The following is a 24,285-nucleotide window of genomic DNA, read 5'->3' on the forward strand; positions in this document are numbered from 1 at the left end:
TCGTGCCCCGTGAGATCCATGCCACCGCAGCCGGGGGAGCAGCCAGGGGCCCACGCGTCGTCGTCATCGGCGCGGGCATCGTCGGCTGCTCCCTCGCCGCCGAACTCGCCGCCCGGGGCTGGAGCGACATCACCGTCCTCGACCAAGGCCCGTTACCCGCGCCCGGCGGCTCCACCTCCCACGCCCCCGGCCTCGTCTTCCGGACCAGCCCCTCCCGGACCCTCAGCACCCTCGCCGGCCACACCATCGACACCCTCACCTCCCTCACCGTCGACGGCAGAGCCTGCTTCCGGCGCGTCGGCGGACTGGAGCTCGCCACCACCCCCGAGCGCTGGGCCGACCTGCACCGCCGCGCCGCGCTCGCCACCTCCTGGGGCGTCCGCGGCGCGCTCGTCACCCCCCAGCGCTGCAAGGAGCTGTGGCCTCTGCTCGACGAGTCCCGGCTCCTCGGCGGATTCCACACCCCCGACGACGGACTCGCCCACGCCGTCGACGCCTGCCGCGCCCTGACCGCCCGCGCCGAGACCGGCGGAGCCCGGTTCCTCGGCCGCCACACCGTCACCGGCATCCGGCAGCACGCGGGCCGGGTCACCGCCGTCGACACCGACCACGGCACCTTCCCCGCCGACCACGTGGTGTCCGCCGCCGGCTTCTGGGGCCCCGTGATCGGCCGCATGGCCGGCGTCGACGTCCCGCTGCTGCCCCTCGCCCACCAGTACGCCAGGACCGCGCCGCTGCCCGAGCCGGCCGGCGCTGTCCACGAGGCGACCCGGCCCATCCTGCGCCTGCAGGAACGTGACCTGTACCTGCGCGAACACGGCGCCCGGCTCGGCATCGGCAGCTACGCCCACCGGCCCCTGCCCGTCGACCCGTTCACCGTCCCCGCCTACGACGACGCTCCCCGCATGCCGTCCTCGCTGCCCTTCACCCCCGACGACTTCGCCCCCAGCTGGCGCGACTGCCAGGACCTGCTGCCCGCCCTGCGGACGAGCACCGTCGAGGACGGTTTCAACGGCGTCTTCTCCTTCACCCCCGACGGCATGCCCCTGATCGGCGAGACCCGCGCCCTGCGCGGTTTCTGGCTCGCCGAAGCCGTCTGGATCACCCACTCCGCCGGCGTCGCCAAGGCCCTCGCCGCATGGATGACCGAGGGCCGCCCGGGCATCGACCTCCACGACTGCGACCCGGCCCGCTTCGAGGCAGCCCAGCGTTCCCCCGCGTACGTCGCCGAACGCGCCGCCCAGCAGTTCGCCGAGGTCTACGACATCATCCATCCGCTCCAGCCCCCGGAGCACCCACGCCCGCTGCGCGTCAGCCCCTTCCACGAACGCCAACGCGCCCTCGGCGCCCACTTCCTCGAAGGCGGAGGCTGGGAACGCCCCCACTGGTACGAGGCCAACGCACCCCTCACCGACCGCCTCGACGTGCCGCCCCGCGACGCCTGGTCGGCCCGCCACTGGTCGCCGATCGCCGCCGCCGAGGCCCACGCCACCCGCGAACGGGTCGCCCTGTACGACATGACCCCGCTGCGGAGACTGGAGGTCACCGGCCCCGGCGCCCTCGCCTTCCTCCAGCGCATGACCACCAACGACCTCGCCAAGAAGCCGGGCGCCGTCACCTACACCCTCCTCCTCGACGAGCACGCCGGGATCCGCTCCGACCTCACCGTGGCCCGACTGGCTCCCGACCACTTCCAGATCGGCGCCAACTCACCCGCCGACGAGGACTGGCTGCTCCGGCACGCCCCCGCGGACGTACACATCCGCGACATCACCTCCGGCACCTGCTGCATCGGCGTCTGGGGCCCCCTCGCCCGAGACCTCGTCCAGCCCCTGACCCGCGACGACTTCTCCCACAAGGCGTTCGGCTACTTCCGCGCCCGGCAGACCTACATCGGCCACGTCCCCGTCACCGCCCTGCGCCTGAGCTACGTCGGCGAACTGGGCTGGGAGCTGTACACCACCGCCGACCTCGGCCTGCGCCTGTGGGACACCCTCTGGGAAGCCGGCCGCGCCCTCGGCGCCGTCGCCGCCGGCCGCTCCGCCTTCAACAGCCTGCGGCTGGAGAAGGGCTACCGCTCCTGGGGCCAGGACATGACCACCGAACACACGCCGTACGAGGCCGGACTCGGCTTCGCCGTCCGCATGGACAAGGGCGACTTCGTCGGCCGCGCCGCCCTCGAGAAGGCCGAAGCGCCCCGGCGTGCCCTGACCCCGCTGCTCCTGGACGACCCGGCCGCCGTCGTCCTCGGCAACGAACCCGTCCACGCCGGCGGCGCGCCCGCCGGATACGTCACCAGCGCCTCCTACGCCTACACCCTCGGCCGGTGCGTCGCCTACGCCTGGCTGCCGCCCCTGCCCACGGGCACGCCCGTACACATCGAGTACTTCGGCGAGAAGGTCCCGGCGCACGTCGCCACCGAACCGCTGCTCGACCCCGAGATGAGCCGTATCCGCCGCTAGGGAGCCCTGCCATGTCCCCTACGTACGACGTGATCGTCATCGGCCTCGGCGGGATGGGTTCCGCGGCCGCCCACCACCTGTCCGCACGCGGCGCCCGCGTCCTCGGCCTGGAGCGCTACGGACCCGTCCACCGGCGCGGCTCCAGCCACGGCGGCTCCCGCATCACCCGCCAGTCCTACTTCGAGGATCCCGCGTACGTGCCGCTGCTGCTGCGCGCCTACGAGCTCTACGAAACCCTGGAACGCGACACCGGCCGCGACATCGCCACCCTCTGCGGTGGACTGATGGCCGGCCGCCCCGACTCCCGTACCGTCGCCGGCTCCCTCCTGTCGGCCCGGACGTGGGACCTGCCGCACGAGATCCTCGACGCCAAGGAGATCCGCCGCCGCTTCCCCACCCTCACCCCCGAGGACGACGAAGTGGCGCTCCACGAGACCCGGGCCGGGTTCCTGCGGCCGGAGAACACCGTCGCGGCCCACCTCCAGCTCGCCACCCGCGCCGGCGCCGACCTCCACTTCGAGGAGCCGCTGCTGCGCTGGGAGCCGTACCGCGACGGCGTACGCGTCCACACCGCCGAGGACACCTACACCGCCGGCCAGCTGGTGGTCTGCCCCGGTGCCTGGGCGCCGCGGCTCCTGGCCGACCTCGGGGTGCCGTTCGGCATCGAACGTCAGGTCATGTACTGGTTCCAGCCCGACGGCGGCACCGGCCCCTTCCGGCCCGACAATCACCCGATCTGGATCTGGGAGACCGCCGACGGCGTCCAGAGCTACGGCTTCCCCGCCCTCGACGGCCCCGACCAGGGCGTCAAGGTCGCCTTCTTCCGCAAAGGCACCGTCTGCACCCCCGACACCATCGAACGCACCGTGCACGAGCACGAGGTGGCTGCCATGGGCAGCCATGTCGCCCGGCACGCCCCCGCCCTGCCCGGCCGCTTCCTCAAGGCTGCCACCTGCATGTACTCCAACACCCCTGACGAGCACTTCGTCATCGCCCGGCACCCCGCCCACCCCGCATCCGTCACGGTCGCCTGCGGCTTCTCCGGACACGGCTTCAAATTCGTCCCCGTCGTCGGCGAGATCCTCGCCGACCTCGCCCTCACCGGCACCACCGCGCACCCCATCGAGCTGTTCGACCCGCACCGGCTCTCCACCATCCACGCCCCAGGAGTCCGCCCGTGACCACCGCACCGCTCCCCTCCAGCCTGCGCGCCACCCTCCCCGGCGACCACTACACCGACCCCGAGATCTTCCGGCGCGAACAGGAACGCCTTTTCGAGACGGTGTGGATGTGCGCCGTCCGCGCCGCCGACCTCGAACACCCGGGAGCCTTCCGCACCGTCCAGGTCGGCCGTGAGAGCGTCGTCGTCGTCCGGGACCGCACCGGACGGCTCCGCGCCTTCCTCAACATCTGCCGCCATCGGGGCGCCCGCCTGTGCGGCGAGGAGAGCGGACGCCTCAGACGCGCCCTGCAATGCCCGTACCACGCCTGGACGTACGACCTCGACGGCACCCTCATCGCCGCGCCCAACCTCGGAAAGATGCCCGACATCGACCGCGTCGCCTACGGTCTGGTAAGCGTCCACCTGCGCGAATGGCTCGGCTACGCCTGGGTGTGCCTGGCGGAGCAGCCGCCCTCCTTCGAGGAGACCGTCATCGGCGCCGCCGTCGAACGCCTCGGCGACGCGGCCGCCGTCGAGCGCTACCACACCGAGGACCTCGCCCTCGGACGGCGCCACCGCTACGACGTCCGCGCCAACTGGAAACTCCTCGTCGAGAACTTCATGGAGTGCTACCACTGCGCCACCATTCACCCCGAACTCACCGACGTGTTACCGGAGTTCGCCGACGGCTACGCCGCCCAGTACTACGTCGGCCACGGCGCCGCCTTCGGCGCCGACATCAAGGGATTCACCGTCGACGGCGGCGAAGGCTTCGCCCCGCTGCCCGGACTCGCCGCCGAACAGGACCGCCGCTACTACGCCATCACGGTCAAGCCGACCGTCTTCGTCAACCTCGTCCCCGACCATGTGATCCTGCACCGGATGTTCCCGCTCGCCGCGGACCGCACCCTCGTCGAATGCGACTGGCTCTACGCCCCCGAGGTCGTCGCCGGCGGCCAGGACGTGTCCGCCTCGGTCGAGCTGTTCCACCGCGTCAACGTCCAGGACTTCGACGCCTGCGAACGCACCCAGCCGTCCATGGCCTCCCGCGCCTACCGCGACGGCGGAGTCCTCGTCCCCTCAGAACACCACATCCAGCACTTCCACCGGTGGGTCCTCGACCACCTGGCGGCCGCCGATGCCTGACCTCTCCAGCGCCGCCGCACGCGACGACGACGCCGCGGTCGCCGCTTTCGGCTACCGGCCCGAACTCACCCGGACCCTCGGCGGCTTCCACACCTTCGCCGCCGGAATCTCCTACATCTCCATCCTCACCGGCACCTTCCAGCTCTTCTACTTCGGTTACGCCAGCGGCGGCCCCGCCTACTGGTGGTCCTGGCCGCTGGTGTTCGCCGGGCAGTTCATGGTGGCCCTCTGCTTCGCCGAACTCGCCGCCCGCCACCCCGTCGCCGGATCCGTCTACAACTGGGCCAAAAGACTGGGCAATCCGCACATCGGCTGGTTCGCGGGCTGGATGATGCTCGTCGCCTCTGTGGTGTCGATCGCCGCCGTCGCCCTCGCCTACCAGCTCACGCTGCCGCAGATATCGGCGGTGTTCCAGTTCGTCGGCGACGGCACCGGCACCCACGACATCGCCACCAACGCCGTCCTGCTCGCCACCGTCCTCATCCTCTTCACCACCGTCGTCAACGCCTTCGGCGTGCGGCTGATGGCCCGTATCAACACCGCGGGCGTCTTCCTGGAGCTCGTCGCCACTGTCGTCCTGATCGTGCTCCTCGCCGTCCACGCCGTACGCGGCCCGCAGGTCGTCCTGGACACCGCCGGAACCGGCGGCGGCCAGCCGTACGGCTACCTCGGCGCGTTCCTCATCGCCTCGCTCGCCTCCGCGTACGTCATGTACGGCTTCGACACCGCCGCCTCCCTCGGGGAGGAATCCCTCGACCCCGCAAGCAACGCCCCCCGCGCCATCCTCCGCGCGCTCCTCGCCTCCTTCGTCCTCGGCGGACTCGTCCTGCTGCTCGCCCTGATGAGCGTGGGCAGCCTGCGCGCCGAAGAACTCTCCACCCAGGGGCTCCAGTACGTCGTCCTCTCCGTGCTCGGGTCCACCGCGGGCAAGGCGATGCTCTGGTGCGTCCTGATCGCCGTGACCGTGTGCGCGCTCGCCGTCCACACCGCCGCCACCCGCCTCGCCTTCGCCATGGCCCGCGACAACAACCTCCCCGGCGCCCGAAGGCTGGCCAAGGTCAGCCCCCGCTTCGGCACCCCCGTCCTGCCGACCGTCATCATCGGCGTCCTCGCCCTGGCCATCCTGCTCGTCAACATCCGCCAGCCACAGATCTTCACCGTCGTCACCAGCATCGGCATCGTCATGGTCTACCTGGCGTACCTGATGGTGACCGGACCCCTGCTGGTCGCCCGGCTGCGCGGCCACTGGCGCCCCGCCGGCACGGGCTTCTCCCTCGGCCGCTGGGGACTGCCCGTCAACATCGCCGCCGTCGGCTGGGGCACCTTCATGATGATCAACCTCATCTGGCCGCGCGCCGCCGTCTACAACGCCACCGCGCCCCACCACTGGTACCTGCGCTGGGGCGCGGTCCTGTTCGTCGCCGTCATCGCGGGCGGCGGCTTCGCCTACTACTGGCTCGTCCAGCGCCACCGCACCGGCATCCTCGCCGAACACGCCGCCGCGCCGCGGGAGGTCCCCGAGGAGGCCCGCCACCGACGTAAGGCCTGAAGCCCGCCCGCCCTCGCCGACCGGGCGGGCACCGAACACACCCCCGGCCCCCGTCAGCGGCCGCTGCTCGCCAGATGACGGACCGGCCGGGACCAGACACCCTCCAACGGCGGCACCGGGAGCCCGGGCCGCAGCAGCGCGGCCCCCAGCAGGTCCGTCACCGACCGCGGCGCCGACGTCCCCGGAACCGCCGGCACCGCCCCGCCCGCGGACGGGCTCCGGGCGAGCAGCAGGGACAGCAGCAGCCCCGCGGAACGGCCGCTGAGCGTCCGCGCCGCCGCCACGAGCCGGTGCCGCTGCGCCACCGGCAGCGACAGCGCGACACAATCCGCCTCCCGCGCCACCCCGAGCGGCACCGCCGCACACACCTCGGTGGTCGAGTACTCCAGCAGGTCGAACTGGGCCGCCGCGGGGCCGGCTCCGTCCAGCGCCCGGAACAGCTCCCGGCGGTCGGTGATGGTCCGCGAAGTGAGCCGCATCGGCCGGCGCCGCGACAGATGGTCCATGCGCCCGTCGAAGTCGAGCTGCGCCAGCAGGCTCTTGCCGACCGCGCTGGCGTGCGCGCAGGCACGGAAGTCGACCCACTCGTGCACCTTCGGCGTGTCGGGCCCGTCCGCGTACCGCGAGATCCGCACCTCCCCGTCGGTGTAGCTGCTGACGTAGACGGCCGCGCCGGCCGCGTCCCGCAGCCCGGCGAGGGTCTGCTGCAGCACCTGCTCGGGCGGTACGTCCAGCTGCCCCGACATCATCAGCATCACCGGGCCCGCCCGGTAGCCGCCGTCGTCCGTGGCGGCGGCGAGCCCCTGCTCGCAGAGCCAGTACAGCAGCTGCTCAAGGATCTGATGAGGCAGTCCCGTCGCCCGTGAGATCCGCTCCGCACCGACCGGGCGCCCCGCGCCGCCGATGAGGTCCAGCACGTCCAGGATCCGCTGCACCGCCTCCCACTGCTGCGGCGCCCCGGTCTCGTCCGGCATCTGCTGCGCCAGGTCGGTCACGGACGCGGGCCGCAGAGGCGCCGGCGACCAGAGAGAACCACCGTCCGGCACGGACACACCGCGCGAACCGTCCGCCGTGCCGTCCGCCGCGCCGTCCACCTCCGGCGGGCCGAGGGCGGCCAGCGCCCCCCGTACCTCCGGCGTGAACTCCGGGTCCTCCTCGCCCGGCGCCCCCGCCCCCGGACCGGAAACCCCAGGCTCCGCCAGCCCCAGAGCACTCAGCAGCCGCCACGCGTCCCCATGGCCCCAGTGGGCCGCGTCCCGTACCAACTCCAGGACCTCGATGGCGTCCGGCGGCGCCGGGGCCGCCACCCGGTGCAGTACGACCGCCAGCCGGAAGGCCGCCCCCGGATGCCCCTGCGCCCACGCACGCCGCAGCCACTTCCCGGCCGGGTCCAGATCGCCCGCGCGCAGCGCCTTCGAGCCCAGCCGGTAGCACGAGTTCGCGTGCCGGCGGCGCTCCGCGCGACCGGTCCGCGGCCGGTCCGCGCCCCGCCCCCAGTCACCCTCGGGCCGGTCCCAGAAGTCGGAAGGTCCCCTCAGCCCGGACAGCAAGGCGGCGAGCCCGGCCGGGACGACCGGCCCCGGGCCGGCGCCTCGGCCGCTGTCGTTCCTGCTCACTTCACTCACCTGTGCCCTCTTCCACGCGCCTGCGCTGTGTGAGATGTCGGTCGCGGGTGTGGAGCCGGACCTGTTCCATGGCGCGCAGCTCCCTGGCCGCCTTGCTGCTCAGCACCCGGACCTGCTGGCGCGGCATCTTCAGGTCCTGTGCGATCTCCGACTCCTCCATGCCGCGCAGCTGCCGGTCCGCGACCTGCTTGCGCTGGGTCGCCTTCATCTCGGCGACCGCCGGTCTGGCGACCTCCTCCAGCGGATCGACGGGCGTCACGGCCTCATGCCGGCACCCGTCCCCCCGGTCGGCCAGACGCAACAGCGAGGTGTCGTCGACCGGTTGTTCCTTGGTCCTGGCCGTCGCGTCGACGGCGAGGTGGTGCGCGACCCGGTGCATGTACGGCAGCGGCGAGCTGCCCGCCCGGTTCCGGCGGCGCAGCCAGGTGTCCAGGGTCCGCAGCAGCGCCTCGTTGGCGATGTCCTCGCTCCAGTCCCGCAGCCCGGGGAAGCGGTGGCGCAGCCGGGCGGTCACCTTCCGGACGTACTCCTGGTAGTGCTCCTGGAAGAGCCGGCTCACCTCCTGCGTGTGCCCCGGGGCCTCGTCGGGCGTGCCGCTATCTACCATGGGCCGCACTCCTCCCGCCGTTTGCCGCAGGCGGGCGCGGCCCCGCTGGCCCACACGGTCAGCCGTCCCCCTTCGGGAGGCTCGTAGCGGATCACGACCCGTGCCGTACAGCACTCCGGGGCCGCCGCCGGAGCGCCGGTCCCACGGCGGGAGACGCGGCCCCACCATCTGCGCGGGTCCCCGGCGCGGGCCAGGCGCCAGGCGGCGATCAGCACCGGGACCGCGCCGGCCACGGCCGGGACCAGCCCGGCCACATCGGAGGGGGTCATGCAAGCTCCAGATCTTCCTCGGTCCGCGAGGACGCAGTGCGCGTCACGCACCTCTTACGGCGGGAGCCGCGCGGAATTTCCTCGGGACCGGAACTGATCGGAGTTGATGGGACGTCACCGGCCGGTGACCGTAAGTCTCCTCTCCCGCAGGTGAGTTGGGTCAGGCTCCCGCGTGCAGATGGGCGGACCATAGAGCCGGGGCGGCGCGGTGGCGGTCACGGGCCGCGTGCACCGCCCGGTGCAGGGCGTGCGCGGAGCGGCCCGTGTCCGGCGGGCTCGTACCGGCGTCGGTGAGGGCGCCGTAGAAGTCGACCGCGATGCGCATGGCCTCCGCGTCGTTGACAGGCCAGAGCGTCCCGATGACATGGCGGTATCCGGCCAGCAGGAACCCGGCGGTGATGTGCACCGACTCGTCCGCGAGGAGCTGGTTGCCCACCGTCGTGCTGCACGCCGACAGATAGGCGAGCGCGGCGTCGGCCAGCCTCAGCCCCCGCACCGAATCCACGGTGAGCCTGCGCAGCCGCAGCGGATCCTCCTCGTCGGTGAGCAGCAGCCCGCTGGAGCCGGGGTCGGCCCACTCGCTGACGCCGTGGCAGACGAAATGCGCCACGGGACGGCTCGCCAGCGCGCCCAGCACGCCGGTGCCGGTGGCGGACGGCCCGGAGAGCGAGACCAGCGGCGTACGGGACAGCAGCGCGCCGACCCGGGCCGACTCGTCCGCGGCACGGGTCAGTCCGGGCGCGTCGGGCGTGTCGACGACGAGGGCTCCGTCGCGTACGACGCCGGCCGCGGATTCCTCCCGGGCCCGGCGTGTGTGGGCGAGCGCCCGTACGGTCGGCGTCCAGGAGGAGACGGCACGGTCCAGCACCGCCGCGCCGGCCTCCGGCTCGCCGTGGTGGCCCGAGGCGTGCCACGGCAGGAACGCCATCACACCGGCCGGACACCACCACACGCGCGGCCAGTTCGAGTCCTCGGCGTCGGGGCGCGGCGCGAGCCCGATGGCGTCGAGCACGGGCCCCGCGACGGTGTCCCACTGCCAGGCCAGCACCTCCGTCACCACGCGGTGCCGGCGCCTGGCCTCCCCGTACGGGATCGTGGTCTCCCCGGCCGGAGCGCGGGCGGTCAGCAGTGCCTCCGCGCGGCGGATCGCCTCGCTCTCGGTCACCTCGGGCAGCCGTACCGACCGGACCGGCGTGGCCCGGTCCCCGGTGAGGACGAGCGCGCCGCCGCCGTGCATGCTCGCGTACAGCAGGATCACCGGACCGGCGGCGGCCTGCTCCTGGAGCACGGACAGCCGCGGTCGCCCGAGGAACTCCGCGAAGCCGTGAACCTGCCGGATCCGGCCGAGGAGCTCCTGCCAGGCGGCGTCCAGCTCGGCCCGCTCCGTGGCGGCGCGCTGCTCCCACGCGCCGTCGTCGACGGGCCGTTCCCCGAGACCGGCGTGGTCGGCCGCGTCCCTGCGGACGCGCAGCGCGTCGAACTCGGCGGCGAGCCCGGGCGCGGCCTGCCGGAGATCGTCGAGGCCGCCCCGCATGTCCATGGACTGGTGCAGCAGGACGCCACGGGACTGTTCGAGCAGTTCCACGGCCCGTTCCGGCCGCCCGAGGGCCACCGCCGCCGCGGCCGCCTCACTGCCCAGACCGCTCATCTCACCGAGGCCGAACTCGCGGTCGCCGCGCGCGAGCCGCCAGGGCGCGAGCTGTCCGAGCAGGTCCACGACGGTCTCGTAGGCGCCGAGCGCGCGCTCGGGGTCGCCGGCCTGCATCGCGTAACGACCGTGGGACCGCGCTGCCTTGATCCGGACGTGGACCGGAGACGTCCGGGAGCGGGTCGCGCGGTCCAGGTAGCCCAGGGCTTCCCCGATGACCTCCGGCTCGCCGTTCACGCGGTACGCGGCCCGCAGCGCGGCGGCGCCCGTGGCCAGGACGCTCGCCTCGGCCGGATGGCCGGCGGGCAGGGAGGCGACGGCGCGGCGCGCGGTGGACACGAGCTCGTCCAGCGTGCCGGGCGAGCCGTCGAGACGGTGCAGCAGGCGCAGCGCCGTGGTCAGGTTGGCGAGCCGCTCGGTCAGCTCCGGGTGCCCTGGCGGCGATTCCCGTACGGCCTCGCGGCCGCGCCCGACGGCGAGGGCGATCGCCCCGGGCGCGCGGGTGACCTCGTACTGGAAGATCAGCGCCATGCACAGGTGGGAGAGGAGCGCGGGGCGCCTGGGGTGGGTCGGCGCGACGGCGTCCACCGCCGACCGCGCGGCCCCGACCGCTTCCTCGATGACATCCGGCGAGGCCGTGTCACCGCGCTGGTGCAGCAGCATCAGGGCGGCGGCCAGATTGGACTGGTGCTGGAAGAACGTGCTGTGGTCGGAGGGGCAGGCGGCGACACCGGCCCGTCCGGCCCTGATCGCCTCGGTGAGCACCCGCAGCTCACCGCCGCGCTGGTACTCGGCCCGCAGACCGAGGCTCAGCTGCATCAGCAGCGGGGCGCGCTGGGGATGGCGGGGCGGCAGCCGGTCGTCGTCCAGGACAGTGCGGGCGATGCGTACCGCCTCCGTCAGCGGCTCCGGATTCCCGGTGTGTTCGTGCAGAGTGCGCAGCGCGATGGACAGGTTGAGGACGCACAGGGGCCGGTCCGGGTCGTCGGCCGACGCCCTGCCGACCGCCTTCCGCCCTGCCTCCACGGCCGCGTCGAGCTTGGCCTGGTCGCCGGTCTGCCGGTAGTTCGCGAGCAGGATCCCGCAGAAGGTGGTGAGGACACCCGCCCCGGCCCGATGGCCGTGGGCGAGAGCGTCCAGGGCCGTACGGACCGCCGCCTCGGCCTCCCGGGCCGCGTCCTGGTGGGTCGCGCCGCCGGGGAGGGACTCGTGCCACCGGCGCCAGGCGGAGGCGAGCTGGGCCGCGCGCAGCGGGAACTCCGGGTGCTCGGGAGGGGTGAGGGCCACCGCCTCGCGGGCGAGGCCGACGGCCTCACGGACCGCTTCCGGATCGGGGACCGTCAGATCGAGGAGGAGCAGCACCCCGCAGAGGTTGGAGAGCCGCGGCGCGAGACCCGGGTCGGCGGGCATCTCCCGCGCTCTTCGCGCCACCTCCCGGTGGAGCTCGACCGCGCGCAGCAGGGAGTCCGCCGAGGAGTCCCGCTCGAACCCGGCGGTCAGGGACACCGCGAGGTTGGTGAGATGGGGGAGGGGCGCCGGACGGTCCTGGGGCAGCAGAGCGAGGGCCAGCTCGGCCGTCTCGACGCTCTCCTCCAGGACTTCGACGTCGCCGGAGGCCTGGTAGAGATCGCGCAGCTGGGACGCCAGATTGGTGAGATGGTTCGGGAGCTCGGGGTGCTCGGGCGGGATCACGGCCACGGCGCACCGGCTGATCGCCACCGACCCCCGCAGGTCGTCGAGGCTGCCGGTGTGCCGGTGCCGGGCGGACAGGACCGTCGCCAGATTGCCCATCGCGGGCAGCAGTTGAGGGTGGTCCTCCGGGGCCTCGGACAGCAGCAGCCGGCCGGTCTCGGCGGACTCGTCCAGCGCCGCCCGGTCGGAGCTCAGCCGGAACAGCCACCACAGCGCGAGCATCAGCCTGGCCAGCACCTCGACACGTTCGGTGTGGCCGGGCTCCGCGGTGGCCGAGGTCTCCCGCAGCAGCGCCACCAGGAGCAGCAGATCTTCCGCCGCGCGGGAGCGGCGGAAGCGCTCCGTCTGCGCGATGCTCCGCTCGTGCAGGACGCTCGTGAGGGCTGCCCGGGACGGGGCCAGGCCCGGGTCGCCCTCGGGGGTGGTGGCGACCGCCTCCCGGCCCGCCTCCACGGCCTCGTCCAGCACGGCGAGATCCCCGGTGCGGCCGTACAGCATGTGCAGGACGACCGCGAGGTTGGACAGGATCGCGGGCCGGACCGGATCGTTCGCCTCCGCCGCGGAGACGACCCCCTGACGGAACAGCCGTGCGGCCTCGGTCAGTTGCTCGTCGTCGAACGGCCGCTCCTCGGCCAGCGCCGCGCTCACCTCACGCAGCGCGCGCCGCTCCTCCTCATCCAAGGCCGCCCACCCCCGGCACGCACAGCCAGGCCGGTGCCTGATACCCCTTCACATGTGCCTCGACCCGGGTGAACTTCCGGGTGCTCAGGACGGGATGGGCCCGTACGGCCTGCTGGTACACGAACTCGCTGACAAGCAGGACGAGATCCGCCTGGGGGTTGTCCACCACGGCCTCGCGGACCGGAGCGCTGTCCACCAGGCGACTGAAGCTGAGCACCAGATCGCCCTCGAAGCCCAGCTCCGCCCAGAGGAACGAGCCGAAGTCGGCCGCCATCCGCAGCCGGATACGGTCCGTGTGACGGTGGTTGTCGGCTGTCAGGCGGGCATGCAGGGCGCCGATGAGCGCGGGCAGGTCGTGCAGCGGATCGGCGTCGACGGGCAGCGCCACATGGATCCCGTCGCCGGTCGGCTGGCGGTCCAGATCGTCCAGGTCGTGGCCGATGTCGTCGACCGCGTCGCGCACGATCCGGTCGAGCCGCGCATGCAGCGCGCGCCGGTCCCGCACCACCTCGCGCTTGCTGTATCCGACGATGTCGAGGGTGAAGCCCAGCCGCATGGACGTCGCGGCGGCATCGCCCGCGGCCGGGGCGCCGTGCCGCGGCAGGCGAACGGTGAACACGTCGCTGCCCGCGGTCGGCGTCATCCCCATCGCGTCCGCGTCCGACAGCGCGTACCCGGCCCGTGCGCGCACGTCGATCTCCCGCCGCCCGGCCGGTACGCGCAGCACGAAGCACCCCAGATGCGAGCCGAGCCGCACCGACCCGCCCGCCACACCCGTGTGCCGCCAGCGCACGGCGGGACTGCCGACGCCGAAGACGGTGATGTCGGGTGCCAGGGCCGGAAACGGAATCCGTACGAGCGGCTCGTCGCCGGCCTCGTCGCCCGCGGCGAAGTCGAGCCGGGAGGTGAGCACATGGGTACGGGCCGGTTCGGGGACGGTCACGCCGCCCGGCAGTGCCGCGGACACCAGCGGGCCGCCGGAGCGGCCGGCGTCGAACCCGAACTCCACCTCGGCCCAGAGCGGCGGTGGCACATCCGGCTCGCAGTCCACGTCGTAGTGCGCCCGGACGAGATACGCGTCGAGCCGGGGCTCGTCGTGCGCCGCCGCCTTCGCCAGCTCCACCTGCCAGCTGTGGAAGCGGATGTGCCCCACGCTGACGTCCGTCGCCTGAACCCCCTTCGAGCGCACGTCCTCCACCAGCGACAGCGCCACCTCGGCCACCGGCTCCACCCCGGCGGCCCCCCGCGCCGTCCCCGCCGGCCCGGTCTCCGTACCAGTCATCACACCCCCGGCGACAGCGGCCTCGCCGGCCCCGCGCCCCGCTCGGTCAGCAACTCCCGCGCGCATTCTGCCCCTGCCGGACGCCCCGCAGTCGGCTCTCGGCCAACCGGACCCCGGACGCCGTCCGCGACCGGATCAGGCCGCGAGCGCGGTCGGCGTGGCGAGTGCCGCGGGCTCGCCCAGGCGGCCCGCGGCGACCCGCCAGGCACCGGTCACAGCCGCATGGGCGGCGGCCGTGGCGGCGGTGACGTCCCCGGGCAGCCACACCGGCGCCCCCACATGGACGTGCACCCGAGGGCGGCGGACGGGAGAGGTCAGGAAACCCGCGAGCTGCTTGGGCACGCCGCCCGAGGTGATCCGGCGGGCACCGGCCTGGCCCAGCGGCACGACCGGCGCGCCGGTGGCCAGGGCGAGCCGCGCCGGGCCGGTACGGAACACCTCCGGCGCGGCCTCGGCGGCGTCCTTCCGGTACGGCAGCCGCCCCTCCCCGTACACCAGCACCTGCCGCCCCTCGCGCAGCGCGGACGCGGCCACCCGCAGCGCGTCGGCGGCGTGCGCGGTGCCGCGGTGGACCGGAATGTGCCCCTCGCGCTCCAGCATCCGGCCGAAGACGGGGATCCGCCACAGCCCGGCGGCGGCGAGGACGACCGGCTCGACACCCAGCCGGCGCAGCGCGGCCAGTACGACACCAGGGTCGATCAGGGAGGTGTGGTTGGCCACGACGAGGCAGCCGGCCGGCAAGGCGGCCGCGTCGTCGTCGTGGCTGACGCTGAGCTGCCCCAGCACAGGGACGAGGGATGAGGAGATACGGCTCAGCACGGAGGGGCTCCCGTCGGGTCTCTGACGATGCGTCGCGCCCATCGTCGCCGCGCCCCGCGGCCGCGGGCCTGAGCGCCCGTACTCATCTCCCCTCCGTCGAAACCCCCTCCCTCGCCCCCGCGTCCGTACCCGGGCCCGGGCCCGGGGGCGGCGGGCGTGTGCCGGGCGGGATCTCGCCACGCCGGTGGAGCCCGGGCCGCCGCGTCGACGAGCTCGGGAGTGCGGATGCCGTGCACTCGAGGAGCCCGTGGTGCGCGGTCGGCGGGGCGCACTCAGGGACTGAAGTGGCCCCCGGTCAGGAAGCGGAGAGGGTTGCGGCGGGTCAGCAGGTCGATCGTCTCCTCCTCGACGCCCGCCGCCCGCAGCCGCGGCAGGAACGAGCCGAACAGATGCCCGTACCCCTGCCCGCCCTCGGTCCGGAGATACGCGTGGCGTGAGATGTCGCAGCTGAGCAGGGCCCGGTCGGCGTGGCCCGCGTCGATCAGGCCCAGCAGCAGCCTCAGCCGTACCCCGTCGCTCTGGTAGCTCTCCTTGCCGATGGTGTCGAAGGAGACGTACGCGCCGCTCGCCGCCAGTTCCTTGTGGGTGACCGGATCGTCCAGGAGGTCCTGGTGCCCCACACAGATCCGGTGCGGCGGGAGCCCTTCGCCGGTGAGCAGGTCCAGTTGGGCCAGGCCGCCGCGGCCCAACTGGGCGTGGGTGGCGACGGAGAGGCCGGTGGCGAGGGCGGCGCGCGCGGCCGCCCGCAGCGTACGGCGTTCCGCCCCGGTCAGGCGGTCGCCGTGGCTGCCGACCTCGCCCAGCACACCGGGCCGGATGCCGGTCGTGCCGATGCCGTGACGGATCTCGTGGACGAGGATCTCGGTCAGGGCGCCCACGTCGGCTCCACCGGCCTGCCGTACCTCGGGAGGGTGGAACGGCGCGTAGTACCAGCCGGTGCCCGCGACCACCGCGACCGCGGAGTCCCGCGAGATCCGGGCCAGGGCGCGCGCGTCGCGGCCCATACCCCGGCAGGTCAGCTCCACGACGAGTGCCAGCCCGAACCCCTCGCGCAGTGCTGTGAGTTCACCGGTCACCGCCGGGGCGTGGAGCTGGGGGTCGAGTACGGCGGCCCGGTCGCCGTGCCGGTCCAGGTCGAGCACCAGATGCTCATGGGCGAGGACCGGCCCCCGTACCGTGTACGGATCGAGCGGGCCGGTGACCGTGCGCACGGCAGGACGGACGGTCGGAGGCAGGGCCGTACGCATGGCCTCAGCCCTTGACCGGAGTGAACAGGTCGAGCCAGTTCAGCACGTTGAGCGCGACACCTCCGGCCACCACCGCGGCGGGCGCCGCGGCCATCCGTACGACCGGCCGCCCCATCGTCTCGTTCAGCAGGTACAGCCCGCCGACCAGCAGGATGCCGAGCCCGCCGCCCATGGCATGGGCGGCCATCAGGGAGCCGAAGAGGATCGCCAGATGGAGCGTGTCGCCGATCGCGGCGCGCAGATGCTCCGAGGAGTCGCGGACACTGGACAGCCGGCCCAGGACCCGGCCGATCGCGGACAGCGCCAGGATCTCGGCCGCGAACACCAGCGCACCGGCCACCGCCGCGAGGTACGGGTTCGGCAGCAGATAGCCAAGCGGATACACCAGGGTGAAGCCCACCACCCCGTACGCGCCCGAGGCCAGCGCCGTCGTCGCGATCAGCGGCAGGAATCCGAACGCCCGGTACAGGTCGACCTGCGCGGCCTCCGCGTACTGCCCCTTGGCGATGAGGAAACTGGTCGCCTCCCCGCCGCCGAAGGCGTGCGTCTGCGCGAGCACACAGATCCCGGCGCCGAGCACCATGAACAGCGGCAGATGTCGGCGCAGCCGCGCCGCGCCCGCGCTGAACAGCGACGCCACCGCGTCGTCAGCGCCGCCCTGACCCCCGCCGGGGGCCGCTGGAGCCCGGCGGTCCTTCATGTCCCGGGCGACCGCCAGGCCGATCAGCAGCAGCACTCCGGCGGCCAGGGCGGGGGCGCCCGCGAACACGCCCGGCCAGAGCTTCATGGTTGCGACGACGAGGGCGAGTTCCGTGACCGCCGCCACGCACCCCCACCGCCGTCCGAACTGCCGGGCGACGGCCAGCACCGGGAAGAGCGTGAAGAGATGGAGGATCGGCGTCGACATCTGCTGGAGGGGCGTGAGGATGTCCACGGGCAGCTGGTGCGCCACCTCGTTGGCACCGTCCAGGCCGAACACGACCACCGCGCCCCAGGCGCCGCCCAGGACCGGTGCCAGCCATCGCCGCGGCGAGAGCAGCCCGAGGACGTCGGTGGGCAGGAACAGCAGCCACGGGTTGAGGACGCCGGTGGACAGCGCCATCGGCGCGCCCAGACCGAACACGAACCCGGCGGAGAGCCCGAAGGACACGGCGGTGACCGGGCCGCGCTCGGCGCGGCCCTGGACGAAGTCGAGAAGGAACGGCCTGACACCGTCGTTGAAGACCGCCAGGGCGCGGTGGGACACGAACGCGGTCAGCGCGCACAGCGCGATGACACCGAGCTGTTGCGGCGGGCTCAGGGCGAGCCCGGCGGCAAGCGGAGCACTCACGGGTGGCGGCCCGTCGGGTGGTCAGCCGCGCGCCGCGACGGCGTCCGCGAGCAGCGGCACGACCGTGTCGATCTGGTCCAGGGAGAAACCGAAGACCTTCTTGCCCTGGTCGAGCAGGCTCTCCACGGTGGCCCGGTCGGGCACCGAACGCCCGAAGGTGTGGCAGGCCGCCTGCCCGACGAGGCCGACCAGTACGCCGAGGGAGGCACCGGCGCCGGTGTGGCAGGTGCCGAAGTAGTAGTCGGCCAGGCCCGCGCGCAGCCGGGTCGCGGCGTCGAGGTCGGAGGAGACCGTGACCTCCACGCCGTCCAGGGCGAGTCTTCGGACCGCGTCCGCCGTCTCGGCCTTGGCGACACCGCCGGTGAGGATCTTCGCCATGCTGTTTCCTTCTTTCCCGCGTGGTTGCTGTGCTGGTGCTCTTGGTGCTCTTGGTGGTCACGCACCGGGTCGGCCGATGACGGCCAGGTGCAGACCGAGGAAGTGGATCTCGGAGTCGGGGAGCGGCGCGCCGAGCGCCCGCTCGGCGCGGTGGGAGACGGCCCGGGCGAGGGCCACGGCCTCCGGATGGTCGGTGAGCTCGGCGCCGATGAGCGCGTCCGTGTCGCGCTCCTCGACGGACGCGCCGTCCAGGAGTCGTGTGAGCGCCCCCATCAGATGACTGGTGAGCATGCCGGCGGACGCTTCCGTCACGGTCCGCCCGGCGGCGGACAGCAGGTCCAGCTCGGCGGCGACGAAGTCGGCCACCTCGGGCCGGACCTGCCCGCTCTCACGGAAGAGCCGGATACGCAGGGCTAGCTGATCGTCCACGGGTTCCCTCCTGGGGCGGCGGTGGTCTGAAGGGCATCAGTGGTCTGTAGGACGTCAGGAGGAGGGAACTTCAGTAGGAGGGGATGCGTTCGCCCCGCACCACCTCGTCCTGCAGCGCGGTGACCGTACGGAGGTCGAGCGCGGCCCGCACAGCCGCCAGGGCGTGGGGGCAGTCACGGCGCCCGATCACGGCCGCACTCGAATTGTGCGCCGCAAGCTCCTGGGTGATGGCGTCCCCGAAGGGATGGACGTCCACGGCCGCGCCGAGCCACCCCTTCGGCTCGTCGAGGTTCCAGACGGTGGCGTCCGCCCGCTTCTGGGCGAAGAGGCCGCCCAGTTGCATGTACGACCCCTCCACCCACTCGATGTCCGTACGCCCGGCGAACGCCCGCTCGGCGAGCAGGCACTGGTCCTCGGAGGTACGGTCCACCGCCACCCGCAGCCCCGGCGCGCCGAGATCGGCGCCTTGGCGCACGAGCACCCCGTGCGCGCCGACGTAGGTGCCGGGGCCGAGGTCGGCGACCAGCTCGACCGGATGCTCGGCGAGATAGCGGTCGGCGGCGAGCCGGGAGAGCACGACCAGATCGGCCTTGCCGTCGAGCAGCGCCCGCACGCGCGCCGTGGCGCCGCGCATGAACGTGATGGCGAACGGCGTGCCCGCCCGGTCGAACGCCGCCCGCAGTCCGGTCGCCAGCCCCTCGTACCGCCGCGAGTACGGCAGCGGCATCGCCGCGAGCAGCGTGCCGAGGCCCGAGAGCCGCCACAGGGCGGCCCGGTCCGAGCGGATCAGGAACGTGCCGAGGTGTCCCCGCGCAGTGGTCCCGATCGCGCCCGTTTCCTCCAGCAGCCGAAGCGCCGCCTGAGCGGTTCCGTTGCCCACGCCGAGCGTCACCGCGAAGTCACGGACGCGCGGCAGCCGCACGCCCGGCTCGTGGAGCAGGAGCAGGGCGGCGAGGCGCTGCGCGACCAGACCGTTGCGGGTGAGAAACCGATCGTCGAAACCGTTCACGGTCGAACAGTACGACGAGCGAGGCCGGAATCAACAAGATCGATTCGTCTGTACGGGCATGACGCTACGTCATATGCCGGGCCTCGCCCCGGGAATGTGACCGGCACCGACACCGGTGCCGGAGCCGGCGCCACCTGAGCGGTTCACGTCCGTCTCCGTGCCGTCGCCCGTTCCGCCCGGAGCCACCCCGCCCCGTACCCCCGCCGCCGCGACCACCGCGAAGGCCACGGCCACGAACGCCCCGGCGGTCAGGACCGTCGCCGACCAGCCGTACGCCCCGTACAGCCAGGTCGCCGTCAGCGTGCCCAGCGCGCCGCCGCCGAACGACGCCAGCATGAAGAGGGTGTTCACACGGGCGGCGATGGCGTCGCCGAGCGCGAACACCCGGGCCTGGTTGGCGACTTGACTGCCGCTCGTGCCCAGGACCAGCAGATTGGCGCCGAGGGCGAGCGCGACGGCCGAGTCCCCCCACGCCCCGAGCACGACGAACGCCACCGCGACGCAGCCGAGCGACCAGCCGCACACCACGCGCGGCCCGTACCGGTCGGTGAACCGTCCGGCCCCCGCCGACAGCAGCGCCCCGGGGAGCGTCAGCAGACCGAAGAGACCGGCGAAGGCCGCCCCGAGCTCCAGCGGCGGCGCCGCCAGATGGAAGGGGAGCGTCGCCCAGAAGACGCTGAACGCGGCGAAGACGGCCGCTCCGCCCGCAGCCGCGAGCCGCACCTCACGGTGAGCGGCCAGGAGCCGGGGCAGCGTGCCGAGCAGTCGGCCGTACGGGAGCCGGGCGCCACGCCGGCCGGCGTGGCGAGGCAGCCGGCGCGGCAGCACGAACAGCAGAGCGGCCGTCGCCACCGCGGCCACCACATAGGCCGTACGCCAGCTCCCGCTGAGGCCGAAGAGCGCGCCCGAGACGGAACGGGACGCGGTCGACCCGAGGGTCAGACCGAGCCCGATCAGCCCGACGACCTGACCCCGCCGCCCCGGCCCCGCCAGCGCGGCCCCGACGGGCGTGAGCACCTGCGGAAGGACCGTCGTCGTGGACAGGGCGAGGGTTGCCACGGCCAGCGTGAGTGCGTTCGGCGCGGCCGCCGCCACCAGCAGACCGGCGCACGTGAGCGCCAGCAGGACGGTGGTCAGACGCCGAAGGTTCACGGTGTCGGCGAGGGGGACGAGCAGCAGGATGCCGAGGGCGTAGCCGATCTGCGCCGACGACGCGATGAACCCGGCCGTGTTCGCGGACACGTCCATGCCGCGGGCCACGGCCTCCAGGAGCGGCTGGGGGAAGTAGAGGTTGCCGACGGTCACGGCACCGGCGACGGCCAGCACCAGGACCGGCACGGGGGTGCGGGGAGCGGACACGAGGGAGCTTCCTCCGGGGGAGAAAAGGGCCCGGGAGACCGGGGAGAGGGACATCCACCAGCCTCCGCGCGGCGACCCGCTCCATCAAGGCGCGACAATGGAACGGTCGTTTAGTCACGCTCAACGATGAGGGTGCGCCGAGCTGCCGTCGAACGGAGAGACATGCTGGAACGGATCGAACTGGAGGCGTTCCTCACCCTCGCCGAGGAACTCCACTTCGGCCGGACCGCCGAACGCCTCGGCGTCACCACCGGCCGTGTCAGCCAGACCGTCAAGAAGCTGGAACGCCGTTTCGGCACGCCCCTGTTCACCCGCACCAGCCGCACCGTCCGGCTGACCGCCGTGGGCACGCTCCTGCGCGACGACCTGCTGCCCGCGCACCGCCAGATCCTCGCGGCTCTCGAACGCGCCACCGCGGCGGGGCGGAGCGTGAAGGGCACACTGAGCCTCGGCTTCGCCACGCCATGGGGCGGAGAGCTGATGGCGCGCGCCGCCGACGCGTTCGCCGCCGACCACCCCTCGGCCGAGGTCCGCATCCAGGAGGTCCAGCTCGACAGCGGCCTCCGCCCCCTCCACGAGGGCGAGCTCGATCTCCATCTCACCGCCTTCCCCGTACGCGAACCCGGGCTCACCACCGGCCCCGTCCTCTACCGCGAACCCCGCGTCCTCCTCGTCCCCGCCGACCACCCGCTCGCCCGCCGCGGCTCGGTCGGGCTCGAAGACCTCGCCGGCGTCCCGATGGTGACCCCCACGGGCTCCGCCCCGCGCTACTGGCTCGACGCCCACTACCCCCGGCGTACGCCGTCGGGCCGTGCCATCGCGAAGGGCCCGGCCGCCGCCTCCTGGCAGGAGGTCCTCTCCCATGTCGGGGCGGGCCGCGGAGTCTCCCCGGGCGCGGCCGGCGGCGCCCGCTACCACCCGCGCCCCGGCATCACGTACGTCCCCTTCCATGACGCCCCGCCCATCGAGTACGGCCTGACCTGGCCGTCGGCCGCCGACAACGCCCTGCTGCGCGCCTTCGTGACGACGGTGCTGGAGACGGCGCAGCAGACGGCCCAGGCCCACTGAGACGACCCGGTCTTCCTTCCCGCTCTTCGCCGCCGGCCGCCCTGCTATGGGGCGGCCGGCTTCCCGCGTTTGCGGACGCTCAACCCTCCAGCAGCGTCTGGGTGGTGAGGACGGCGCTGTATGCGGTGGCGTCGTTCTGTGTCGCGGTGAGGGTCGTGGTGTGTGTGCGGGGATCGAGAGGGCTGGTGAGGTCATCCGGTGTGGAGTGGGTGGTGATGATCGTGGGGGAGTCGTACTCGACATAGCGGTGGAAGTTGATCGTGAGGGACGTGGGGAGCTGGGGGTGGATGTGATGGGTCTGCGTGGCCTGACGGGTGGCCTCGATCAGCAGCATCCCCGGCGCGTGGTCGAGAGGGTGGTCGAAGAGGATCGGGTGGGTCGGGTCGATACGGAGTTGATGCTGATGGGGCTGGGGGGTTGCGGTGAGCGTGACGTCCTGGGGCAGGGTGCGGTGGATGATCCGCGGGTTGATCGGAGGGGTGGGCGGTGGGGCGGTGAGGGTCGTCTGGGTGGGGTTGGTACGGCCCTGACGCAGGCGGGTGTAGAGGCTCGGGTGGTGGCAGTGGTACCGCGTGTGAGCTGTGGCAAGGTGCACACCGTTGTGAGTGATCGTGAAGTGGATGGTCAGGGAGATGAGTTGACCGCGACGGCGCTTGATGTCGGTGCAGACGGCAGAAATGTGGATGTCGGCCGGGGTGTTGCTCTTCAGGAGGGCGTCGGGGTTGAGGGTGTAGTGGAGGTGTTCCCAGCCGAGCTTGTGGGACAGGGGCAGGTCATAGGCGGTGTGGGCAATGAGGGGGAGGGACTGCCGCAGCGTTTCGCAGAGGATGAGGGGGTCGTGATGGTGGGGGTACGTGGAGTAGAAGGTGTGCTGGCGAGGCCACTGAGCCGTGAGGGCGTAAGTGTCGGGCGCCGTCGTACGGATCGAGGTGAGGAACACCTCGGAGTGCGCGAGCCGGTGGACGTACTCCCGGGGCACGGTGTGGGTGAGGGGGGTCGTGGGGCCGGCGGGTATCAGGCCGTCGGATATGGACGTGGCCGTGGGTATGTGCGTACGGCCCTCGGTGCCGTGATCGGCGTTGGGGCCACCGACGGGCATCGACATGCTGGTGGTGCTGGGTGCGGGCTCGTGCGTGGTTAACGTCATGGGGTGCCTTCCTCTCATGGATGGTTGAGGGGGCGTGCCGCGGCGGACGCCGGACGGATCGATCGTCGGCCGCCTGCATAAAATAGAGAGTGTTCTTTTTGTTTGTCGAGGGGGTACGGGTGGGCGTGTCACGGGGCGGGGTGGGGGCTGGTTGCGGGGGAAGGTGAACGATGCGTGTGTGGTTGGTGAGGTCTGAGCGTCTGTGTTGACTGAGGGGATCAGGTGGTGGCGGTGACGAGGGCGGAGCGGGTGCAGCAGGAGCGCGCGGTACGGACGCGGGAAGCGATTCTCCAGGCGGCCGCAGAGGTGTTCGACGAGTACGGCTTCGCGGGTGCCAGCATTACGAAGATCGCGGAGCGGGCCGGTTCGACGACCGGCGCGCTGTATTTCCATTTCAAGTCGAAGGAAGGAATCGCACTCGCGGTCATGCGGGCGCAGCCGTCGACCATTGTTCCGCGGCTTTCTTCCGGGGGTCTGCAACGATTGGTGGACATCACGCTGGTGTGGTGCTGGCGGCTCCAACGCGACCCGTTGCTGCGGGCGGGCGTACGGCTGGCCGTGGAGCAAGGGGCCTTCGGCCTGCAGGACGACACCTCGTTCCGCGAATGGGCGGGCATCATGGAGGAGTGCCTGACCGAGGCGCGCGCGGCGGGAGATCTCCTCGATTCCGTTGACGCGGGGGAGGTCGCGGAATTCGTCGTGGGCGCGTGTACGGGAACGCAGTTGCATTCACAGCTGACCTCGGGCCGGACGGATTTGCCGGACCGGGTTCTGCGGATGTGGCGCTATCTGCTGCCGGGAATCGCGACGCCGGAGGCGCTGTCGGGAATCAAGCTGGACCTGGCCCGCGGACGGGTGGAATGACGACGTACCGGACGGAGCCGGCGCGGTCCGAACACGGCGGGAGCGGAGTGACGGCGGCCCGCCGGCCTCACCTGCCCGTGCCCGTCGACGCCCACGGTGGGCGCGGACCGGGGCCGGTCGGGCCTGGCAACAGGTCGACGTCCGAATGCCGCTGGTGCGCCACGCCACGGCTGGACATCCTGGCGGAATGACCACTTCTCCTACGTCGGATTCGTCGACGGCCGTCCTCACCGGCATGTACGCAGCTGAAGCGGAGTACTTGTCGGCAGGCGGCCCGGGCGCGGCCCCCTTCGCGCTACCCGCTCCCTTCTTCGCACCCGACGTCGTACTGCATCAGGCCGACGGGCTGCCCTACGGCGGCACTTCGCCCCCCCGGCCTCGCCCGGAGAGTCCCCACCCCTAACTCCCTGCCCGCCTGAGGAAATCCGGGTGCCACCTAGTAGTGCTTTGTTAGCGGGTCTTGTCACATTGGGTGTTCGGTAGTTCGCTGGTTGTATGAGGGCTGGGGAGCT

Annotated in this window: 19 protein-coding genes and 1 pseudogene; 7 read left to right on the top strand and 13 right to left on the bottom strand. The window is 72.9% G+C overall.

Annotation, left to right across the window (positions count from 1 at the left end; all coding sequences use genetic code 11):
- Positions 1–2: 2 nt before the first annotated feature.
- The 4 genes from IEZ01_RS12315 to IEZ01_RS12330 are packed head-to-tail and all read left to right on the top strand — an operon-like array spanning position 3 to position 6,319.
- Complete coding sequence (locus IEZ01_RS12315; RefSeq protein WP_189201651.1) at positions 3–2,462, top strand: GcvT family protein; 2,460 nt, start codon at positions 3–5, stop codon at positions 2,460–2,462.
- Between the two features lie 11 nt (positions 2,463–2,473).
- Entirely contained in the window at positions 2,474–3,643 is a 1,170-nt protein-coding gene (gene solA, locus IEZ01_RS12320) for an N-methyl-L-tryptophan oxidase (protein WP_020629239.1), read from the top strand.
- Positions 3,640–4,770, top strand: coding sequence for an aromatic ring-hydroxylating oxygenase subunit alpha (locus IEZ01_RS12325; RefSeq protein ID WP_019883972.1), 1,131 nt, complete (start codon positions 3,640–3,642; stop codon positions 4,768–4,770). Before solA ends, IEZ01_RS12325 begins: the two co-directional genes overlap by 4 nt.
- Positions 4,763–6,319: an APC family permease gene (locus tag IEZ01_RS12330; protein ID WP_019883971.1), complete on the top strand. Its 1,557-nt coding sequence runs from the start codon at positions 4,763–4,765 to the stop codon at positions 6,317–6,319. The genes IEZ01_RS12325 and IEZ01_RS12330 overlap by 8 nt, the downstream gene beginning before the upstream one ends.
- Positions 6,320–6,372: 53 nt before the next feature.
- Here IEZ01_RS12330 and IEZ01_RS35860 read toward each other — a convergent pair whose 3' ends face one another.
- The 12 genes from IEZ01_RS35860 to IEZ01_RS12390 all read right to left on the bottom strand — a co-directional run bounded on the left by IEZ01_RS35860 (position 6,373) and on the right by IEZ01_RS12390 (position 20,694).
- A complete protein-coding gene (locus IEZ01_RS35860) occupies positions 6,373–7,935 on the bottom strand; it encodes an IclR family transcriptional regulator domain-containing protein (RefSeq protein ID WP_019883970.1) in 1,563 nt (520 codons plus the stop codon).
- A gap of 1 nt (position 7,936) precedes the next feature.
- Positions 7,937–8,551, bottom strand: coding sequence for an RNA polymerase sigma factor (locus IEZ01_RS12340; protein ID WP_158685636.1), 615 nt, complete (start codon positions 8,549–8,551; stop codon positions 7,937–7,939).
- Entirely contained in the window at positions 8,545–8,820 is a 276-nt protein-coding gene (locus IEZ01_RS12345; RefSeq protein ID WP_019883967.1) for a hypothetical protein, read from the bottom strand. Before IEZ01_RS12345 ends, IEZ01_RS12340 begins: the two co-directional genes overlap by 7 nt.
- 160 nt (positions 8,821–8,980) lie before the next feature.
- Positions 8,981–12,841 carry a CHAT domain-containing tetratricopeptide repeat protein gene (locus IEZ01_RS12350; RefSeq protein WP_158685635.1) on the bottom strand — a complete coding sequence of 1,287 codons (3,861 nt, stop codon included), beginning with the start codon at positions 12,839–12,841 and terminating at the stop codon, positions 8,981–8,983.
- Entirely contained in the window at positions 12,834–14,123 is a 1,290-nt protein-coding gene (locus IEZ01_RS12355) for a hypothetical protein (RefSeq protein ID WP_189201653.1), read from the bottom strand. Before IEZ01_RS12355 ends, IEZ01_RS12350 begins: the two co-directional genes overlap by 8 nt.
- 135 nt (positions 14,124–14,258) lie before the next feature.
- The gene (locus IEZ01_RS12360; protein WP_189201655.1) at positions 14,259–14,942 is read right to left on the bottom strand and encodes a lysophospholipid acyltransferase family protein; all 684 of its coding nucleotides are present in this window, start codon (positions 14,940–14,942) and stop codon (positions 14,259–14,261) included.
- 272 nt (positions 14,943–15,214) lie between these two features.
- The gene (locus IEZ01_RS12365) at positions 15,215–16,189 is read right to left on the bottom strand and encodes a phosphotriesterase family protein (protein ID WP_189201657.1); all 975 of its coding nucleotides are present in this window, start codon (positions 16,187–16,189) and stop codon (positions 15,215–15,217) included.
- A gap of 4 nt (positions 16,190–16,193) precedes the next feature.
- A complete protein-coding gene (locus IEZ01_RS12370) occupies positions 16,194–17,519 on the bottom strand; it encodes a YhfT family protein (protein ID WP_189201659.1) in 1,326 nt (441 codons plus the stop codon).
- Between the two features lie 21 nt (positions 17,520–17,540).
- Positions 17,541–17,897, bottom strand: a complete 357-nt coding sequence (locus IEZ01_RS12375; protein WP_019883961.1) for a DUF2620 domain-containing protein — start codon at positions 17,895–17,897, stop codon at positions 17,541–17,543.
- Between the two features lie 57 nt (positions 17,898–17,954).
- Positions 17,955–18,326, bottom strand: a complete 372-nt coding sequence (locus IEZ01_RS12380; protein WP_019883960.1) for a PRD domain-containing protein — start codon at positions 18,324–18,326, stop codon at positions 17,955–17,957.
- A 70-nt stretch (positions 18,327–18,396) separates the two neighbouring features.
- A complete protein-coding gene (gene yhfZ, locus IEZ01_RS12385) occupies positions 18,397–19,335 on the bottom strand; it encodes a GntR family transcriptional regulator YhfZ (RefSeq protein WP_019883959.1) in 939 nt (312 codons plus the stop codon).
- 69 nt (positions 19,336–19,404) lie between these two features.
- Complete coding sequence (locus IEZ01_RS12390) at positions 19,405–20,694, bottom strand: MFS transporter (protein WP_229832901.1); 1,290 nt, start codon at positions 20,692–20,694, stop codon at positions 19,405–19,407.
- 162 nt (positions 20,695–20,856) lie between these two features.
- On the opposite strand from IEZ01_RS12390, the gene IEZ01_RS12395 reads away from it, so the two are divergent.
- Positions 20,857–21,762 (top strand): LysR family transcriptional regulator, encoded by a 906-nt coding sequence (locus IEZ01_RS12395; RefSeq protein ID WP_189201663.1) that lies wholly within the window; start codon positions 20,857–20,859, stop codon positions 21,760–21,762.
- Positions 21,763–21,841: 79 nt separating this feature from the next.
- Here the strand turns inward: IEZ01_RS12395 and IEZ01_RS12400 are convergent, their stop codons facing one another.
- Complete coding sequence (locus IEZ01_RS12400) at positions 21,842–22,909, bottom strand: ScbA/BarX family gamma-butyrolactone biosynthesis protein (RefSeq protein WP_229832903.1); 1,068 nt, start codon at positions 22,907–22,909, stop codon at positions 21,842–21,844.
- Between the two features lie 222 nt (positions 22,910–23,131).
- Between IEZ01_RS12400 and IEZ01_RS12405 the strand changes: the two genes are divergently transcribed.
- Positions 23,132–23,773 carry a ScbR family autoregulator-binding transcription factor gene (locus IEZ01_RS12405; protein ID WP_019883955.1) on the top strand — a complete coding sequence of 214 codons (642 nt, stop codon included), beginning with the start codon at positions 23,132–23,134 and terminating at the stop codon, positions 23,771–23,773.
- A gap of 187 nt (positions 23,774–23,960) precedes the next feature.
- Positions 23,961–24,134: pseudogene (locus IEZ01_RS34855) on the top strand (nuclear transport factor 2 family protein); the annotation flags it as partial.
- Positions 24,135–24,285: the final 151 nt, after the last annotated feature.

This window comes from Streptomyces purpureus, from assembly GCF_014648195.1.
Taxonomy (GTDB): domain Bacteria; phylum Actinomycetota; class Actinomycetes; order Streptomycetales; family Streptomycetaceae; genus Streptomyces; species Streptomyces purpureus.

What these genes read in the sequence shown, in the direction of transcription:
- solA (WP_020629239.1), top strand. Translation starts at nt 2,474, where the DNA reads ATGTCCCCTACGTACGACGTGATCGTCATCGGCCTCGGCGGGATGGGT.
- IEZ01_RS12355 (WP_189201653.1), bottom strand. Translation starts at nt 14,123, where the DNA reads ATGACTGGTACGGAGACCGGGCCGGCGGGGACGGCGCGGGGGGCCGCC.
- IEZ01_RS12330 (WP_019883971.1), top strand. Translation starts at nt 4,763, where the DNA reads ATGCCTGACCTCTCCAGCGCCGCCGCACGCGACGACGACGCCGCGGTC.
- IEZ01_RS12345 (WP_019883967.1), bottom strand. Translation starts at nt 8,820, where the DNA reads ATGACCCCCTCCGATGTGGCCGGGCTGGTCCCGGCCGTGGCCGGCGCG.
- IEZ01_RS12400 (WP_229832903.1), bottom strand. Translation starts at nt 22,909, where the DNA reads ATGACGTTAACCACGCACGAGCCCGCACCCAGCACCACCAGCATGTCG.
- IEZ01_RS12395 (WP_189201663.1), top strand. Translation starts at nt 20,857, where the DNA reads ATGCTGGAACGGATCGAACTGGAGGCGTTCCTCACCCTCGCCGAGGAA.
- IEZ01_RS12375 (WP_019883961.1), bottom strand. Translation starts at nt 17,897, where the DNA reads ATGGCGAAGATCCTCACCGGCGGTGTCGCCAAGGCCGAGACGGCGGAC.
- IEZ01_RS12340 (WP_158685636.1), bottom strand. Translation starts at nt 8,551, where the DNA reads ATGGTAGATAGCGGCACGCCCGACGAGGCCCCGGGGCACACGCAGGAG.
- IEZ01_RS12365 (WP_189201657.1), bottom strand. Translation starts at nt 16,189, where the DNA reads ATGCGTACGGCCCTGCCTCCGACCGTCCGTCCTGCCGTGCGCACGGTC.